Below are 16675 nucleotides of genomic sequence, written 5' to 3' on the forward strand. Positions count from 1 at the left end.
AATTCTTACATCAAATTTAAGCAAAAAGCGTGCAAATTTTTAACCAACGATATTCACTATTTTTCCGGGTACGATAATTACCTTTTTCGGTGTTCTTCCCTCTAAATACTGGGCTGTCTTCTCATGTGCCATTACGGCAGATTCAATTTCGTCTTTGCTTAAATCTAATGGAAGTTTCATCGTAAAACGCATTTTTCCGTTGAAAGATATTGGGTATTCCTTTGTACTTTCAACCAAATATTTCTGTTCAAACTTTGGAAATGGCGCCGTGGAAATACTTTCTGAATGCCCCAACTTTTGCCATAGCTCTTCCGCAATATGTGGCGCATAGGGCGAAATAAGAATAATAAAAGGTTCCAATACTTCGCGCGAATTACATTTTTGCGCAGTAAGCTCATTCACCGCAATCATAAACGACGAAACCGAAGTATTAAAGCTGAAGTCTTCAATATCTTCCTGTACTTTTTTGATGGTTTTATGAAGCGTTTTTAAGGCCTCCCCCGACCCCTCCAAAGGGGGAGTGTCTGCGACGTAAAATGAATCATCTGGGCCCGAATGGTACAATTTCCAAAGTTTTTTTAAGAAGCCGTGCACGCCGGTAATTCCCGCAGTGTTCCACGGTTTTGCTTGTTCCAACGGTCCGAGGAACATTTCGTACATTCTTAGAGTATCAGCCCCGTATTGGTTGCAAATATCATCGGGGTTTACCACGTTGTATTTGCTTTTGGACATTTTTTCTACTTCGCGGGAAACTTTAAAGTCCCCTCCCGTCCTCCCCAAAGGGGAGGAGTTTGGTTCGTAATTACTTCCATCTTCTAAAATAAAAATAGCGTCTTTATATTCTTCACGCCAGTTTTTAAAGGTTTCTATGTCTAATTCATTTGAATTGTTTACAAATGAAACATCTGAGTGTATTGGTTGCGTATTATAATCTTTGGCCAAAGTAGCAGAAACAAACTTATTTTCTCCTTCAATTCGGTGCACAAACGCACTCTCCCCCAAAATCATTCCTTGATTTATCAGCTTTTTAAAAGGTTCCTCTACGGGCACCAATCCGCGGTCGTGCATAAACTTTACCCAAAAACGGCTGTACAACAAATGGCCAGTTGCGTGCTCGCTTCCGCCTATGTATAAATCCACATTTTTCCAATAATTTAATGCTTCTTTTGAGGCGAAAACTTCGTTGCGCATTTCACTTTCCATATATCGGAAAAAGTACCAACTGCTGCCCGCCCAACCCGGCATGGTGTTCAATTCCAAAGGAAAAACGGTTTTGTAGTCAATCAACTGACAACTGACAACTGACAACTGTTTTTCATCCCACGCCCAGTCATCGGCGCGGCCCAACGGTGGCTCGCCTTCTTCGGTGGGCAAATATTTTTCAACATCGGGGAGGCGTAATGGCAAACATTTGGTTGGAATTGCATATGGCATTCCGTCTTTATAATAAATCGGGAAGGGCTCACCCCAATAGCGCTGGCGGCTAAAAACTGCATCGCGCAAACGGTAATTTATTTTTCCTTCTCCAATTCCTTTTTCTTCCAAAGCAGTAATTATTTTTTCCATTGCTTCGGAATAGTTTAACCCATTTAGGAAATCGCTGTTGGTGATGATTGTATTTTCTTTATCGGAATAGGCTTCCTCCGAAATATCGGCATCTTTAAAAATATTAGGAATAGGGATGTTGAAATGCTTGGCAAATTCATAATCGCGCTGATCGCCGCAGGGAACGCTCATAACGGCACCCGTTCCGTAGCCCGCCAACACATAATCGCCAATCCAAATTGGGATTGGTTCTTTTGTAAACGGATGCTCTGCATACGCGCCGGTAAACACACCTGTTATGGTTTTTACATCGGCCATTCGTTCGCGTTCGCTGCGTTTTGCGGTGGCTTCAACATAGTTTTCTACGGCTTCTTTTTGTTCAGCGGTAGTGATTTTTGAAACTAATTCGTGCTCTGGCGCCAAAACCATAAAACTTACACCGAAGATTGTGTCGGGACGGGTTGTAAACACGGGAATTGTCCCCCTTGCCCCCAAAGGGGGGATTAAGGCCTCCTCTAAATCCTCTAGTTTGGGTATGATTTCTAAGGTTTCATTAATTTTTGAAATCACCTTTTCTAGATTGTGAAAGACTTCGTTATTGGTAAAACGTAAAATTTTAAAACCTTTTTTTTCTTTTAAAAGCAATTCCCGCTCTCCATCCTTTTCTAATTGATATTGATGAATTTCACCATCAACTTCAATTATTAATCTTTTAGAAAGACAAACAAAATCAACTATATAGTTGTCGATGGGATGTTGTTGACGAAATTTATATCCCGTTTTTTTTGTTTTTAATTCGTTCCATAAAAGTGCTTCAGCTTTCGTTGGATTTTTACGCATTTCTTTAGCTCGCGAAAGTAAAGTGCCAATTATTTTGGAATTGCCTGTTAAATACTCAGCACTACTTGCCCCCCCAACTTCGGAGGGGGTTAGGGGGAGGACTTTGAATTCTACGCTTGCTCCCTTCGAACGCCCAATCCAGTTGGTTTGGGAATCCTTCAATGGTTGCGGCCAATCTATATTCTCGAGTCCGTCAAGCAAACGCTGGGCGTAAGCGGTAATACGCATACTCCATTGTTTCATTTTTTTTCGAACAACAGGATAGCCACCGCGTTCGGAAACGCCGTTTACTATTTCGTCATTCGCCAAAACGGTACCGAGTTGCGGGCACCAGTTTACTTCCGTTTCGGCTAAATATGTTAATCTGTATTTTAGAAGAATTTCCTGTTTTTCGGTTTCTGAAAAATCGAGCCATTCCGAAGCCGTAAAATGTGCAATTCCATCATCACAAACCGCATTTATATGAATATTTCCTTCAGAAGAAAAAATACTTCGCAGCTCTTCTATTGAACGTGCCTTGTTTAAATCTGTATCGTACCAACTATCAAACAACTGCAGAAAAATCCACTGGGTCCATTTATAATATTCGGGATCGCTGGTGCGCACTTCGCGACTCCAGTCAAACGAAAACCCTATTTTATCGAGTTGTTTGCGATAACCATCAATTTTATTACCACTGTTATCTACGCCACCTTCAATATTCACTTTAGTGGTTTGTGCCGGATGTTGCCCCGTTTGTATGGCGTATTGCTCTGCTGGCAATCCAAAAGAATCATAGCCCATAGGGTGCAAAACATTAAAACCTTGGTGGCGTTTAAAACGCGCATACACATCGCTGGCAATATAGCCTAAAGGATGCCCAACATGCAGACCCGCACCGGAAGGATAGGGAAACATATCTAAAACGTAATAGGGCTCCCCCAGCCCTTCCGAAGGAGGGGATCCTGGATTTTTAGCCTTAAAGGTTTCGTTTTCGGCCCAATGTTTCTGCCACTTTGCCTCTATTTCGTTGAAGTGATATTTGCCCATCTTCTTTTATTCTTTTGAAAAATTATTTCCAATGTTGGAAAGAGCGGCAAATTTAAGGTTTATTAGAACAAGTAAAAACCTTAATAATTTAAAAGTTTGGTTGAAGTAAGTTTCCCGAATAAAGCACCCAAGCAATAGATAAAAACGCCACGATATTTATTGCTATTCCGAAGTACTTTAATTGCTTAACGGTATAAGGCTTCTCTTTAAAGAAAACAAAAATATCTAAAACAAGCCATAGTGAAAAGGCTGCTAAAAAACCGGACAGCACCCACTCATTAAACCAGTAAAACAGTATAAATACTTCGGTTAAAATTAAAATGAGCACGAGGAGTTTTGTTTTTTTTCGTCCCAATAAAACGGCCGTTGTTTTTTTACCGGCTAAAACATCGGTTTCAATGTCCATAATTTGCCCAGCCAATTGTGCGTGAAAAGCAAACAACAATAGATATAGAAATGTTTGCCAAGGCAGCATTTCCAAATCATTTAATAAAATACTAAAAAGTGCCGTAAAGAGATAGCCCACTTGAAATAAAATTTCGAGTGGCGGTCTACGCTTAATTCGAAAGGGCTTAAAATTGTAAATAATATTCATCACAATCATAAAGAGCAATAACAGAAACATTTCTCTTCCTTTTAAATAAGAAAAGAAAGCTACGCAGGGTAAAATAACGGCGGTAATTTGCCAAAAAACTGGTTCCAGTTCCTTTTTGTTAAATTTAGGACCAAAAAGATAATTGCCCTTTCGTGGATTTAAAACATCTGCTTTGCCATCTGTAAAATCGTTTAGTCCGTATAACAAATAATTCAACGGAAATGTAACAAAAACCAGACCTACCCAAAAGAGGGGCGTCTCCCAGAAACGCGAAGCTAAGTCAAAGGGAACTAAATAAATCCAAATAACTGGAAACCAAAGTCCCGGTCGGGAAATTTTTAACGATTTAAGCAGGTGTTTAATAATTTTAAAAAGTTTAAGGCTACACAAATTTAAACTTAATGTAACAATTTGGAAACTTTCTACGTTGTTTAACACAAGATGCAAAATTACTTGTATTTTTACGCCAAAATTCAACAAAACCTATGAGCTCCTCTTTTGAAAAATATCAAAAACGCAGATTGATTTCTTCCTATTTTTCTGTAGTTATAAGTATTTCATTGGTGCTCTTTCTATTGGGATTACTAGGGTTGCTAGTTTTAAATTCAAAAAAAGTTGCCGATTATTTTAAAGAACAAATTGCAATAACGGTATTTTTAAAAGACAGTGCCAAAGAAGTTGAAATTACCCAATTAAAGCAAAGTCTAGCATTGGCCGAATATACGAAGTCTGCAGCTTTTGTTTCAAAAGAAGATGCCGCCAAAGAACACCAAGAAACTTTGGGCGAAAATTTTATAGAATATTTGGGTGAAAATCCGCTACAAAATAGTATCGATGTTTATATTTTGGCAGATTATGTTACGCCCGAAAAAATGGAAAACATAACTAACGAGTTAAAAAACAAGGATTTTGTAGATGAGGTTATTTACGATAAACCCCTAATTGCACAACTTACAGAAAACGTAAAACGCATTAGTTTTTGGGTATTGGTAATTAGCGCAATTTTCACATTTATTGCAGTTTTGCTCATTAATAGCAGCATCCGGCTAAGTATTTATGCAAAACGATTTACCATAAAAACCATGCAAATGGTTGGAGCTACTAAAAAATTTATACGCAAACCCTTTGTATGGAAAAGTGTTCGCCTAGGCATAATAGGAGCTATTGTGGCCATGATTGGGATGGGATTGGTGCTCTATTATTTAAATCAAAGCTTCCCACAATTACAATTATTGGGCGACCCTGTGCTTTTGGCAGTACTATTTGTATTTATATTTTTAATGGGCGTTTTAATAACCTGGATTAGTACCTTTATTGCCACACAACGGTTTTTAAATTTACGCACCGATGATCTGTATTATTAAATTTTATAAATTATTAAATAGTCCTATTTAAAAAACGAAAATTCACAACTTGTAATTCTATTACCATGGGAGAAAAAAAACGAAAAGAAGATTATAAACCCGTATTTGTATTTGAAAGAAAAAACTACAAATTTATGCTTATTGGCGTGGCGTTTATAGCTTTAGGTTTTATTTTAATGACAGGAGGTGGAAGCGACGATCCCAACGTTTTTAATCCCGAAATATACAATTGGCGCCGCATTCGCTTAGCGCCAGCCCTGGTACTTTTAGGATTTGCCATTGAGGTGTATGCAATATTATTAAAACCCGAGAGTAAAGAAGAAAATTAAATGGATTATCTAGACGCTATTATTCTTGGTGTTGTTCAAGGTTTTACTGAATTTTTACCCGTTTCATCAAGCGGACATCTTGAAATTGGGAAAGTAATTTTAGGAGACACCTCATTACCGGAAGAAAGTTTGCTTTTTACGGTGATTCTTCACTTTGCCACCGCGCTTAGTACAATCGTAGTATTTAGAAAAGATATTATTGAAATTATAAGCGGACTATTAAAATTTAATTGGAATGAAGAAACACAATTCTCGGTAAAAATTATTCTATCCATGCTTCCAGCCGTAATTATCGGTTTGCTATTTGAAGAAGAATTAGAGTCGTTTTTTGGAGGCAGCATTGCATTTGTTGGCGCTATGCTAATTATAACCGCAGTGTTATTATGGCTGGCAGATAGATCTAAAAATACCGGCAAACCCGTTACTTTAAAAGATTCAATTATTATTGGGGTAGCGCAAGCTATAGCTATGTTACCCGGTATTTCCCGAAGTGGCGCAACAATTTCAACGTCTGTACTTTTAGGAAACGACAAAGCCAAAGCGGCAAGATTTTCATTTTTAATGGTAGTACCGCTCATTTTTGGTAAAATAGCAAAAGATTTATTGGGTGGGCAGATTTCAACCCATAATACAGACTTTGGCGTATTGAGCGTTGGGTTTATCGCAGCCTTTATTTGCGGCCTTATAGCTTGTACCTGGATGATTTCCCTTGTGAAAAAAAGCAAACTTCGATATTTTTCAATTTACTGTGTAATAGTGGGTATTGTTGCAATAGTAGCGAGCTTTTATATATAAATGACAGCAGAAGACTACAAAGCGGGTCAAGTAATTTTAATAGACAAACCATTGGAATGGACATCGTTCCAAGCGGTAAACAAAGTACGTTGGTTAATTAGAAAATCCTTCAACATTAAAAAAATAAAAGTTGGCCATGCAGGCACGTTAGATCCTTTAGCCACTGGACTTTTAATTATCTGCACTGGAAAATTCACCAAGCGAATAGACACATTTCAAGCTCAGGAAAAGGAGTATACCGGTACTTTTACCTTGGGAGCCACCACCCCGAGTTACGATTTAGAAACTGAAATAGATCAAACTTTTAATATTTCAGAAATCACTTCGGAAAAAATATACGAGGCCACAAAGCAGTTTTTAGGCGAAATACAGCAACAACCCCCCGTTTTTTCGGCATTAAAAAAAGACGGCGTACGCTTGTACGAATTTGCGCGAAGTGGCGAAAAGGTTGATATTCCATTTAGAACGGTTACCATTTCAGAGTTTGAAATAACTAAAATTGAAATGCCAAAAATTTATTTTAGAGTGGTTTGCAGCAAAGGCACCTATATTCGTTCTTTGGCGAACGATTTTGGAAAGGCGTTGGACAATGGCGCACATCTTTCGGCTCTTAGACGAACTAAAATTGGCGACTTTTCAGTAAAAAACGCAATTGATATTGAAGCATTTGAAAATTCGCTGACAAGTTAAAATATCATTAATACTGTCTTAATTTTCAGCGGTTTTGTGGAATTTTGCACAAAATTTCGGTACTTGTAAAGATGAATTTTAATTATTCGTATAGAGCCTTTTTGATCACTTCCCTGCTTTCGGGAAGTTTAGTGCTATTTCTGTACAGCGTAAAACTTTCAAAAGAGCAGGTTGCTCCAAACGAGGAAAGTTTCGATGTTGTTATGGCACCAGAAGAGTTGCTTCCCGAAGATATAGCTATTGCTAAGCTTTCACCTGAAAAGGTAAAAATTGAAACCAATCGAGCCTACAATCAAGCTGAAAAGTTTATTTCATCCGTAGAAAACGACAATCGTGAAATTACCGAAACAACCGAAGGAAAACTTCAAGAAATAAATGAAGCTATCACCAATTCAAAAAGCGATAATGGAGTTGGAACCACAGTTTTAACAAAGCCCGAAAAGGAAAACAAAAAAAAATTCTCCAATAGCGAAAGCAATAAAACAGATGAAGCCGTTGTAAGTAGCGGTAATAGAAATACAACTATAAGTTATCGCTTGGTTAACAGAAAGGATATTGAATTGCCCAATCCGGTTTACACCTGCTACGGTTCGGGAAAAGTAGTGATAAATGTTGAAGTAAATAATCTCGGGAAGGTGGTTAAAAATTCATATAACAAAAGTGCTTCATCTACAGCTAATGAATGTTTAATAGACGCGGCTTTGGATTATTCCAAAGAAGCCCGATTTAATACAGATGCAGTTAGAGAAAAGCAGTTAGGCACCATAACTTTTAACTTTCCGGGCCAGCAATAAAAATTTTGGTTGAAGATTTATCTTAAATAAAATACACGAATGAGCTCAAAAAAAGTACGTTGTGAGTGGTGCGGAACAGATCCGCTTTATGTAAATTATCACGACATAGAATGGGGCGTACCTGTGAAGGACGATAAAACCCTCTTTGAATTTCTATTATTAGAAACTTTTCAGGCGGGCTTAAGCTGGATAACCATTCTTCGGAAACGAGAAAACTTTAGAGCAGCTTTCGACAATTTCAACTATAAAAAAATAGCCAAATACGATCAAAAAAAGATTGACGAATTACTTCAAAATGCAGGAATTATACGCAATAAATTGAAAGTTTATTCTGCAGTTTCGAATGCAAAATGCTTTATGGAGGTTCAAAAAGAATTTGGTAGTTTTAGCAACTATATGTGGGGATTTGTAGACAATACCCCCATAAAAAATGCTTATAAAACCCACGCCGAAGTACCTGCCACAACCTTAGTTAGCGATGCTTTGAGCAAAGATTTAAAAAAGCGCGGTTTTAAATTTGTTGGAAGTACAGTGGTTTATGCACATATGCAAGCAACAGGAATGGTAAACGACCACATTAAAACTTGTTTTCGATACAGCGAAGTTTAATTATTTAAGCAAATTAGCGCTTTCCGATTTATTTGAATTTGCATACGCCACAGCTTTTAAAGACTGGGTATACTGGTAAGCCAGCGTTGGATCTGTATTAGATTTTTCAGAATAAAACTTTTGGAACCACGAAACAGCTTTGTCATATTCTCCTTTAAAATAATAGGCTGTTGCCAATCTTTCGTAAATAAACGGAGTGCCGTAGCCATCGCGCACTACTTGTTCATATACGCGTACTACATCTATCTGTTTGTTATCGTTTGTTTTAGATTGCGAAAATGAAAAGGTAGAAATACCGGCAAATAAAAGGAATACAAGTAGGTTTTGTTTTATAATCATCGGGGATATTTAGATTTTATAATCTACTTTTTTTACTAGGAATACTATTACTGATTTGTTTGGTTGCACAAAAAAACAATTAATAAATGAATAAATTGTCTTCCGTGTAAAATTTAACAAAAACACACTTGTTCTCTATTGTAGCCAACTGCATACGTATAAAAGCGCTGTACCAATTTTACCTTTCGGAAGGATTATAATTTTATAACCTTTTTATGTATTTGTCCGAAATTGCCTTCAAACGTTATTAAAAGGGTGCCCTGCCAATTTTTATTCAGATTTAAGGTTATTATTCCATTGCCATCTACAATCAGGGTCTCGTATAATTTTTGTCCCAAAAGATTATGGATTTTCACTGTAACGGGACCTTGAATTGAATTCAAATTAAAGGAAACTTTACCGGTAGTAGGATTGGGAAATGCCGCCGAAATATGGTTCTGCGCCCACTCTTCTACGGAAAGCGTTTCTACATTTATAGTCCAATATCCTTCTGGAGCCACAATGGGTCGGTTTAATTCTTTTCCTGAAATAGCTTTTGCCCAAATATAATATTCAATGTCTGTGGTTGTATTCGGGATGGTTAAATCTGCCGCCCAATTATCGCCATTGGAAGGTGCCATTTCAACCTCATTATAAGTGGTAGCACCCTCTTCTCGCCAAAAAACCTTTGCCTGTGCTACACCAGAAATATGTTTTATCATGGCTTCGATCATTACAGTACTTCCCGAGTTTGCTTCATCAATGGGTTGATGTACAATCCAAAGCGGATCTGCAACTCCAATAGTATGTGTTATACAGTGAATTGCCCCTAGGGAATTAATTAAATTTTCACCCGGATTATCTACGTCTATCCCTACAATATTATACCCCGGCATCAATTCTTGATATTGTGCTAATGCCGGCGCATCAACCTCTGGGCGATAGGTAGGAACCATAATGGTTTTATTTACAAAAACCGCATTGCTATATGTGTTGTAAGGGCCTCCTGTGTTAGGATAATTTCCGTTGGTACTTGGTGGCGCATCTATCCATTCAATTTCATAAGGCGTTCCGAAAGGAGATTGAAAATTATCTAAAACATACTGAATATTTGCTTCAATTTGAGGGCCATCGGCTATTCCTGGTGGATATTTGCTTACGAGAATGGTTTCTTCATCAAGCAATTTCATGTGCATATCAATATGGTGAATTTGGTCGTATGGCAGTGTATTCATTTTTACAAAGCGGTTTATACCCATGTAATCCTGCATAATATCGTCTATTTGCGATTCTGTTTTAACGCTTACGCCATAGGGGTTGCCAGCGGCATTTTCATTCAAAATTAATTTTGAGGCAAAAGCGTTGCCCAGTCCATCGCTCATATAATTCCCCCCGGTGTTTACCAAATCGTTGGTGCCAGAGTTAGTGGTATAAAGTGGAATGCCCACTTGTGCAGCATGAGCTATTGGCATAACATCATCATTTGGACGAGGCCGATTGTAAATCCAATCGGTTAATGCTAGTTCTCCAACATCGTCAGAATATATTGTATTTCCTGCATAATCGCGAATCCAGATGCTATCCCAATCAACATCTAAAAATGTTACATTTGAAATATCTACACCATTGGTTGTAAGGTAATTTGAAACATAAGTCTCATTTTGAGTAGTAATAATTACTTTACATTCCTGTACACCAGCCGCTACTATTTGCCGAAGAATATTTGGGTAATTGGGATTCCAAGTAACCAAAAGATATTCAACCTCTTCCCATTCAGCAGCTGCACGTACTGAACCGGATGGTGGTGGCGAGAATCGCGGACTTGTAAATTGATAATCAGAAACCAAACTTTTTTCGGTTTCAGATAAATTGTGCGGTAGGTTTTGTTTTTCTTGTGAAATGGCGAAAGCAGTCTGCAAGGCCATAAGTAATACCAAAAGGTATTTTGTGTAGTTGTTTTTCATTTGAATAACGGATTGTGGATTACGAAGGTAGGATTTTAAATTTTTTTTGAAGGATTAATTATGTGAAAAGAAAATACAAACAATTGAATAATTTTGTCTTCAGGAGTCTTTCAATTGTTGCTGAAGAACCATTTGTTCTTCAGTTTTAAAAAAATTATATCTTTTGTGCGCACCTTCAATATTAAATTCAATTCTTCCAAAATCATTATACCACTTTTTATTAAAAATCTTTATGTGGGAAATTTTTTCCATTTCGAAATGAACTTTTCGGTTCTGCAAAAAAGCATTTGTGGATTCTATATGGAGCATTTCATCTTCTATCCAAATTTTATCTATATATGAAATCCTAAACGAAAAAAAACATAAATCGCCCCAAGAGTAAATCCAGTTAAAAGCCCAATATTTAGAGGTATATCAAATAACAGCCAAACTATTCCCATACCTAATGGAAAGCCAATAAATGGGAAGTAACTATTATAGAGTATTTTAAAAGTTTTGTTCATTTAGTCCAAAATATAGTTCATTAAAAAACTATTCCTTAAAGCTTTAGCATCTGTAAAAACTCCTTCCTCCCAATCTCCTCCGCCCCCAAACTTTCCAAATGTTCGTTGTAAATCTGACAGTCTATAAATTTATAATTCTGACTTTTTACGTATTCCGAAAGGTGATAAAAAGCAACTTTTGAAGCATTGCTCACCAAACTGAACATACTTTCGCCACAAAACACTTTTTTCTGTGGAAGATCAACGCCGTAGAGTCCGCCAACTAATTTATTATCATGCCAAGCCTCGACAGAAATTGCATGTCCAGCTTTATGCAAGGCAATATACGCTTGTTGCATTTCCTCGGTAATCCAAGTGCCAGCTTGATTTTTGCGTGTAATGGTAGCGCAGCTTTTTATAACTTCCTTAAAGTTTTGGTTATATGTAATTTTAAACTTTTCATCTTGTAAAATTTTGCGAAAGCTTTTAGAAACCTTGAAATTTTCAGGGAACAAAACCATTCGTGGATTCGGGCTCCACCATAAAATAGGTTGGTTTTTTTCAAACCACGGAAAAATTCCAAAATTATATGCCAATAGCAACCGCTGCACCGAAAGATCGCCTCCTATGGCGAGTAGGCCATCGGCAGTTGCTTCGTTAGGGTTTGGAAACCAAAGTTTATGGGCTATATAATGCATTATTCAAATTTGCTAAAAATTATTGCATAAAAAAACCTCTGGGAAAATTTGATTTCTTCGAGGTTAATTTAAATTATATAAAATTATAGCCTTACTTAAAAGGGAAGGTCGTCGTGTTCTTCTTCATTAAAATCATTAGCAGGCTCAAAGGCTTCCGCAGGTGGCATCGGAGGCATGTCGCCACTAACTGGCGCTTGCGATAAGTTTTCAATTCGCCATCCTTGAATACTGTTAAAGTATTTGGTTTCGCCCTGAGGGTTTACCCATTCGCGACCTCGAACATTGATGCTTACTTTTACGTCCTGCCCTACTTTATAACTGTTCAACAAATCTGTTTTGTCCTGTACAAATTCTATCATGATATGTTGTGGATATTGCTCTTCAGTGGTAATTACCATCTCTCTTTTTCTGAAACCATTGTTGCCGTATTCTTTAGTTTCATCTATCATCTTAATTTTTCCTTGTAGTTCCATTGTTTTTATTTTTTATTCTTTATTGTTATTTTATATTCTTTGGATTCTATTTTCTACCCAGCAAAACTTTCCAAGCGTCGTCAACTTTTCCTTTTGAGAGAAAATCCTTTGCTTTCTTATGTATTGTTTCAGAATTGCTTGATGTTATTATTTTCTGCAATTCTTCCGAAGCATTAATAAAGGTATTGATTTCTTCTGAATTGGGAAAATTTTCTACGTTGCCCAGCATCCCTAAATCGTTACCTGTGAGCACCTTGCTGTGGCGAATTTCTTCGGGAAGCATATCTACACCCATCCCTAGCGATGTAAGTGGTTTTGGCACTTCGAACAGGCCTTCTTTGGCACGGCAGTACCAATTGCCTCCAAGTCGCGAAACCGTGTCAATTTTGAAAGGATCAATAGCGCCGTTTTCATCGAGAATTTCTTCTTTTATATGAAGCTTTACCACTTCACAAATTACCAAATTGCCTGCGCCGCCTTCGGTTCCGAGTTTAATTACTTCGTTTACTTTACACTCTAACTGAACCGGTGCTTCGGCTACGCGTGGCGGTTTTATTTTTTCAGAAGCCAATTCAGTAAAACCAGCTTTTTTAAATTCATTTACACCTGCGGCATATTCAGTTGAAGAAAGCGAAACTTGTTGCACCATAGCGTAGCTCACAATGTTTATAACCACTTCGGGCACTTCAAGCACATTTTCGTAGGTGTGTTTTGTAGTATTATCGCGTCCTCGTCTTGCGGGTGAAAACACCAAAATAGGTGGTTTTGCGCTAAAAACATTAAAAAAACTAAAAGGCGAAAGGTTTACCTCCCCTTTTTTGTTAATTGTACTTGCGAAACAAATAGGCCTTGGCGATACTGCGCCCAATAAATAGCCATGTAGTTTTGCGGTAGATAGTTGGTGTGGTTCAATAGATATCATTGTGGCAAAAGTACCCAAAGATTATAGCTTCTAAAAACATGATTGCACAATAATATTAACATATTTGCTTTATATTTAAACCTGCTTGGAAGGCAGACCTACAATTAACTTATCATTATGTTTCGCAACAAATCGCTATCCCGTTGGGGTTTTATTTTAGCTTCCCTTATTGTAATTAGTCTTATTTTGTGGAATACGTTTATTTTCTTCAATCAATTAAAGGAAAATGAACGAGCTAAAATGGAGATTTGGGCAGCGGCCTATCAAGAACTTCAGCAAAAAAGCACCACTGACGATCCTACCGTTGGTGAATTGGTTCTGTCAGTAATCCAAAGTAACACCTCTACGCCTATGATCCTTTATACGCTAAAGGAAAAAACGTACACAGAGCGTAATATTGATTCGTTGAAAGTTAATACCCTCGAGAAAAAACAGGAACTAATAAAGCAATATTCTTCGGAATATACACCTATTGAAATAAGAAATGAAGGCAAATTATATTCCACGATTTATTACGGAAACTCGCCAATTATAAATAAACTGAAATATTATCCTGCATTTTTAATTTTAATAATTTTTCTTTTCATTTTAGCTATTTATCTTTTTTATAAAACTTCAAAAGCTGCCGAACAGAACAAGCTTTGGGCGGGCATGGCCAAGGAAACCGCACATCAAATTGGCACGCCACTTTCGTCCTTAGTGGGTTGGACCGAGATTTTAAAAAGTGAAAATGTAAATCAGGAATACGTTCTTGAAATGGAAAAGGATATTTCGCGCTTAGAAATGATCACGGATCGTTTTTCGAAAATTGGTTCGGTGCCAAAACTGGAACAGCACGATTTAATTGAAGAAACAAAACACACCTTTCAATATTTACAAAAACGCACCTCTAAGCTTATAGATTTTCAACTAAATATTCCTGAAAAACCAATTTACGTACAATTAAATCCGCAACTATTTAGTTGGACGATAGAAAATTTGGTGAAGAATGGAATTGATGCGATGAAAGGGAAAGGTACAATAACAATTTCATTGGAAACAAATTCAAAATTTGCTTTTATCCGAATAAGTGATACCGGAAAAGGACTTACGAAAAGTGAATTCAGACGCATTTTTACTCCGGGCTACACTACAAAAAAACGTGGGTGGGGCTTAGGCCTTTCATTGGCGAAACGAATTATTGAAGAATACCACAACGGAAAAATTCGCGTAATAAAGAGTATTCCAAATCAAGGCACTACGATGGAAATTGCATTAAAGACTACAGTTTAATCATGAGCACTAAAATACATACTATACATACCGCGCGATTAAAAAATAATTGCCCAACGTGTTTTGGCGCAGACGGACTGGAATTTACGTTCACGCAGAAGGAAAAAGAAACACCATTTTATACCAAACCAACCTCACAACTATCCGAAAGGCTTTATTGCCATACTTGTAAGAACACTATTTATCCTGTAAACTGGACCGAAGATATTGAGCGGGTTTTTGAATACAACAAAAAAATAGCGGAAACCCATAAACAGTATTTACAGGTAAAACCGCTATTTTATATTATAATTTTGGTAGCAATTGTATTGACAGGCGTAGGAATTTATACTTTGTTCCTGACCTAAGACTTTAATTTCCCTCTAATTTCGAGTGCCAAGGCTTCAAACTCTTCTGAGGTCATTTTTACTTTTTTGGAGAAACGCATATCGTCCATATCGTTTAACGGAATAAGATGTACGTGCACGTGAGGCACTTCTAAACCAACTACTGCCATTCCCACACGTTTGCACGGAACTGTTTTTTCTAAAGCGCGGGCAATTTTTCTGGAAAATTGCATCAATTGTAGGTACAGGTGTTCGCCCATATCAAAAATCTTGTCTATTTCTTCCTTTGGAACACAGAGTGTATGCCCTTTTGTATTTGGATTTATATCCAAAAACGCAATAAAATTATCGTCTTCTGCAATTTTGTAACATGGAATTTCTCCATCAATTATCTGTGTAAAAATAGACGCCATAGTTAGTCTCTTGTGATTTCTAAAATTTCGAATTTAAGTATTCCATTTGGCACTTGTATTTCGGCAATTTCGCCTTTTTGTTTGCCAAGCAATCCTTTTCCGATTGGGGAATCTACGGAAATTTTTCCAGATTTTAAATCGGCTTCGCTTTGGGCCACTAACTTATAGGCCATTTCCATTCCATTGTTTTGGTTTTTAATCTTAACATTGGAGTGTACCAAAACCTTACTTAAATCTAATTGCGATTCGTCTATTAATCGGGCATTTGCCAAAATTTCTTCCAGTTTTGCAATTCGCATTTCAAGCATTCCTTGGGCTTCTTTTGCGGCATCGTATTCGGCATTTTCACTTAAATCGCCCTTGTCGCGTGCTTCGGCAATTGCGTTGGAGGCTTTTGGTCTTTCTACATCACGTAGGTGATCTACCTCATCTCTTAATTTTTTTAATCCTTCGGCTGTATAATAAGATACTTTACTCATAACTTCATCGTTTGTGCATTACAAACCCTTTTTTAATTCATTAAATTCTATATAATAAGATTCCCGCCTGTGCGGGAATAGAAAAATCCCATACGGCGACGGGATTGTGTTTAACAAATATACTAAAAATTTACTTGTTCCGTAATTTGTTGTAATTTCGGCCTTAAAATAGTTCATTTTAATTTTATGCGTGCCTTCTCATTGAAAACTCGCTTATAATGAACAACAACCGCCAGACCAAAGTTTGTCTAAATACTTTATACAGATGAAAACTAAGATTTTTTTACTTTTAATGCTTTCTATTTTCTTTTCTTGCTCAAAAAGCGACGATAAACGAGAACGAAACCCATATTTAACGGATCCTGTGGTTAATTTGAATTTAAATCTAAATTTACCAGAATACAACCCTTTAAAATTTCCAGGAAATTATGTGGTTACGGGCCAGGGCATTAAAGGCATTGTAGTGTATTGCGTTACCGAAAATCAATATTTGGCTTTTGATTTAGCAGACCCCAATCATGCTCCGAGCAACTGTTCCCGAATGGAATTAACGGGCGTTATAGCCAGCTGCCCCTGCGCTACTGATGAAAATGAATATTTTATAACCTCGGGACAGCACACTACAGAACCAGACGCCAAATACCCCATGCAACAATACAACGCGCAGAAAAATGGAAACACAATTGTAATTAGCAATTAAGTGTGCCATAAACGCGGTTACAAATTTTTAGATAATTT

19 protein-coding genes are annotated in these 16675 nt (G+C 37.2%); 9 read left to right on the forward strand and 10 right to left on the reverse strand.

All coding sequences use genetic code 11. From position 1 onward, the window contains the following. Nucleotides 1-39 precede the first annotated feature (39 nt). Nucleotides 40-3414 carry a leucine--tRNA ligase gene (locus VZD24_RS06215; RefSeq protein WP_342687033.1) on the reverse strand — a complete coding sequence of 1125 codons (3375 nt, stop codon included), beginning with the start codon at nucleotides 3412-3414 and terminating at the stop codon, nucleotides 40-42. Between the two features lie 88 nt (nucleotides 3415-3502). Then, nucleotides 3503-4447: a UbiA family prenyltransferase gene (locus VZD24_RS06220; RefSeq protein ID WP_279449306.1), complete on the reverse strand. Its 945-nt coding sequence runs from the start codon at nucleotides 4445-4447 to the stop codon at nucleotides 3503-3505. A 47-nt stretch (nucleotides 4448-4494) separates the two neighbouring features. Between VZD24_RS06220 and VZD24_RS06225 the strand changes: the two genes are divergently transcribed. From VZD24_RS06225 to VZD24_RS06250, 6 genes are all read left to right on the forward strand, one after another. After that, nucleotides 4495-5373: a cell division protein FtsX gene (locus VZD24_RS06225; protein ID WP_279449307.1), complete on the forward strand. Its 879-nt coding sequence runs from the start codon at nucleotides 4495-4497 to the stop codon at nucleotides 5371-5373. Between the two features lie 65 nt (nucleotides 5374-5438). Further along, nucleotides 5439-5702, forward strand: coding sequence for a DUF3098 domain-containing protein (locus tag VZD24_RS06230; RefSeq protein WP_279449308.1), 264 nt, complete (start codon nucleotides 5439-5441; stop codon nucleotides 5700-5702). Beyond that, nucleotides 5703-6497: an undecaprenyl-diphosphate phosphatase gene (locus VZD24_RS06235; RefSeq protein ID WP_279449309.1), complete on the forward strand. Its 795-nt coding sequence runs from the start codon at nucleotides 5703-5705 to the stop codon at nucleotides 6495-6497. It begins immediately after the preceding gene. Further along, a complete protein-coding gene (gene truB / locus VZD24_RS06240) occupies nucleotides 6498-7187 on the forward strand; it encodes a tRNA pseudouridine(55) synthase TruB (protein ID WP_279449310.1) in 690 nt (229 codons plus the stop codon). Between the two features lie 71 nt (nucleotides 7188-7258). Further along, nucleotides 7259-7981 (forward strand): hypothetical protein, encoded by a 723-nt coding sequence (locus tag VZD24_RS06245; protein WP_279449311.1) that lies wholly within the window; start codon nucleotides 7259-7261, stop codon nucleotides 7979-7981. Nucleotides 7982-8020: 39 nt separating this feature from the next. After that, entirely contained in the window at nucleotides 8021-8590 is a 570-nt protein-coding gene (locus tag VZD24_RS06250; RefSeq protein WP_279449312.1) for a DNA-3-methyladenine glycosylase I, read from the forward strand. On the opposite strand, the gene VZD24_RS06255 is transcribed toward VZD24_RS06250, so the two are convergent. From VZD24_RS06255 to VZD24_RS06280, 6 genes are all read right to left on the reverse strand, one after another. Continuing rightward, nucleotides 8591-8929, reverse strand: coding sequence for a hypothetical protein (locus tag VZD24_RS06255; RefSeq protein WP_279449313.1), 339 nt, complete (start codon nucleotides 8927-8929; stop codon nucleotides 8591-8593). A 194-nt stretch (nucleotides 8930-9123) separates the two neighbouring features. Beyond that, complete coding sequence (locus VZD24_RS06260) at nucleotides 9124-10872, reverse strand: agmatine deiminase family protein (protein ID WP_342687031.1); 1749 nt, start codon at nucleotides 10870-10872, stop codon at nucleotides 9124-9126. Nucleotides 10873-10971: 99 nt separating this feature from the next. Further along, the gene (locus VZD24_RS06265) at nucleotides 10972-11124 is read right to left on the reverse strand and encodes a hypothetical protein (protein ID WP_279449315.1); all 153 of its coding nucleotides are present in this window, start codon (nucleotides 11122-11124) and stop codon (nucleotides 10972-10974) included. Between the two features lie 286 nt (nucleotides 11125-11410). Then, complete coding sequence (gene aat, locus VZD24_RS06270) at nucleotides 11411-12052, reverse strand: leucyl/phenylalanyl-tRNA--protein transferase (protein ID WP_342687030.1); 642 nt, start codon at nucleotides 12050-12052, stop codon at nucleotides 11411-11413. A 95-nt stretch (nucleotides 12053-12147) separates the two neighbouring features. Beyond that, nucleotides 12148-12525: a DUF3127 domain-containing protein gene (locus tag VZD24_RS06275; RefSeq protein WP_279449317.1), complete on the reverse strand. Its 378-nt coding sequence runs from the start codon at nucleotides 12523-12525 to the stop codon at nucleotides 12148-12150. Between the two features lie 46 nt (nucleotides 12526-12571). Beyond that, the gene (locus tag VZD24_RS06280; RefSeq protein WP_279449318.1) at nucleotides 12572-13447 is read right to left on the reverse strand and encodes a flavin reductase family protein; all 876 of its coding nucleotides are present in this window, start codon (nucleotides 13445-13447) and stop codon (nucleotides 12572-12574) included. A 117-nt stretch (nucleotides 13448-13564) separates the two neighbouring features. Here VZD24_RS06280 and VZD24_RS06285 point away from each other — a divergent pair, with 117 nt between their 5' ends. After that, nucleotides 13565-14719 (forward strand): sensor histidine kinase, encoded by a 1155-nt coding sequence (locus VZD24_RS06285; RefSeq protein ID WP_279449319.1) that lies wholly within the window; start codon nucleotides 13565-13567, stop codon nucleotides 14717-14719. Between the two features lie 2 nt (nucleotides 14720-14721). Next, a complete protein-coding gene (locus VZD24_RS06290; RefSeq protein WP_279449320.1) occupies nucleotides 14722-15066 on the forward strand; it encodes a hypothetical protein in 345 nt (114 codons plus the stop codon). On the opposite strand, the gene VZD24_RS06295 is transcribed toward VZD24_RS06290, so the two are convergent. Then, nucleotides 15063-15458: an HIT family protein gene (locus VZD24_RS06295; protein ID WP_279449321.1), complete on the reverse strand. Its 396-nt coding sequence runs from the start codon at nucleotides 15456-15458 to the stop codon at nucleotides 15063-15065. The genes VZD24_RS06290 and VZD24_RS06295 overlap by 4 nt on opposite strands. Nucleotides 15459-15460: 2 nt before the next feature. Further along, entirely contained in the window at nucleotides 15461-15937 is a 477-nt protein-coding gene (gene greA, locus VZD24_RS06300; protein ID WP_279449322.1) for a transcription elongation factor GreA, read from the reverse strand. Nucleotides 15938-16202: 265 nt separating this feature from the next. On the opposite strand from greA, the gene VZD24_RS06305 reads away from it, so the two are divergent. Continuing rightward, the gene (locus tag VZD24_RS06305; RefSeq protein WP_279449323.1) at nucleotides 16203-16637 is read left to right on the forward strand and encodes a hypothetical protein; all 435 of its coding nucleotides are present in this window, start codon (nucleotides 16203-16205) and stop codon (nucleotides 16635-16637) included. Nucleotides 16638-16675 lie beyond the last annotated feature (38 nt).

Source organism: Aequorivita flava (assembly GCF_038742595.1).
Taxonomy (GTDB): Bacteria; Bacteroidota; Bacteroidia; order Flavobacteriales; family Flavobacteriaceae; genus Aequorivita; species Aequorivita marisscotiae.

What these genes read in the sequence shown, in the direction of transcription:
- aat (WP_342687030.1), bottom strand. Translation starts at nt 12,052, where the DNA reads ATGCATTATATAGCCCATAAACTTTGGTTTCCAAACCCTAACGAAGCA.
- VZD24_RS06235 (WP_279449309.1), top strand. Translation starts at nt 5,703, where the DNA reads ATGGATTATCTAGACGCTATTATTCTTGGTGTTGTTCAAGGTTTTACT.
- VZD24_RS06255 (WP_279449313.1), bottom strand. Translation starts at nt 8,929, where the DNA reads ATGATTATAAAACAAAACCTACTTGTATTCCTTTTATTTGCCGGTATT.
- VZD24_RS06280 (WP_279449318.1), bottom strand. Translation starts at nt 13,447, where the DNA reads ATGATATCTATTGAACCACACCAACTATCTACCGCAAAACTACATGGC.
- VZD24_RS06215 (WP_342687033.1), bottom strand. Translation starts at nt 3,414, where the DNA reads ATGGGCAAATATCACTTCAACGAAATAGAGGCAAAGTGGCAGAAACAT.
- VZD24_RS06305 (WP_279449323.1), top strand. Translation starts at nt 16,203, where the DNA reads ATGAAAACTAAGATTTTTTTACTTTTAATGCTTTCTATTTTCTTTTCT.
- greA (WP_279449322.1), bottom strand. Translation starts at nt 15,937, where the DNA reads ATGAGTAAAGTATCTTATTATACAGCCGAAGGATTAAAAAAATTAAGA.
- VZD24_RS06250 (WP_279449312.1), top strand. Translation starts at nt 8,021, where the DNA reads ATGAGCTCAAAAAAAGTACGTTGTGAGTGGTGCGGAACAGATCCGCTT.
- VZD24_RS06260 (WP_342687031.1), bottom strand. Translation starts at nt 10,872, where the DNA reads ATGAAAAACAACTACACAAAATACCTTTTGGTATTACTTATGGCCTTG.
- VZD24_RS06290 (WP_279449320.1), top strand. Translation starts at nt 14,722, where the DNA reads ATGAGCACTAAAATACATACTATACATACCGCGCGATTAAAAAATAAT.
- VZD24_RS06295 (WP_279449321.1), bottom strand. Translation starts at nt 15,458, where the DNA reads ATGGCGTCTATTTTTACACAGATAATTGATGGAGAAATTCCATGTTAC.
- VZD24_RS06275 (WP_279449317.1), bottom strand. Translation starts at nt 12,525, where the DNA reads ATGGAACTACAAGGAAAAATTAAGATGATAGATGAAACTAAAGAATAC.
- VZD24_RS06245 (WP_279449311.1), top strand. Translation starts at nt 7,259, where the DNA reads ATGAATTTTAATTATTCGTATAGAGCCTTTTTGATCACTTCCCTGCTT.
- VZD24_RS06265 (WP_279449315.1), bottom strand. Translation starts at nt 11,124, where the DNA reads ATGGAAAAAATTTCCCACATAAAGATTTTTAATAAAAAGTGGTATAAT.
- VZD24_RS06225 (WP_279449307.1), top strand. Translation starts at nt 4,495, where the DNA reads ATGAGCTCCTCTTTTGAAAAATATCAAAAACGCAGATTGATTTCTTCC.
- truB (WP_279449310.1), top strand. Translation starts at nt 6,498, where the DNA reads ATGACAGCAGAAGACTACAAAGCGGGTCAAGTAATTTTAATAGACAAA.
- VZD24_RS06230 (WP_279449308.1), top strand. Translation starts at nt 5,439, where the DNA reads ATGGGAGAAAAAAAACGAAAAGAAGATTATAAACCCGTATTTGTATTT.
- VZD24_RS06285 (WP_279449319.1), top strand. Translation starts at nt 13,565, where the DNA reads ATGTTTCGCAACAAATCGCTATCCCGTTGGGGTTTTATTTTAGCTTCC.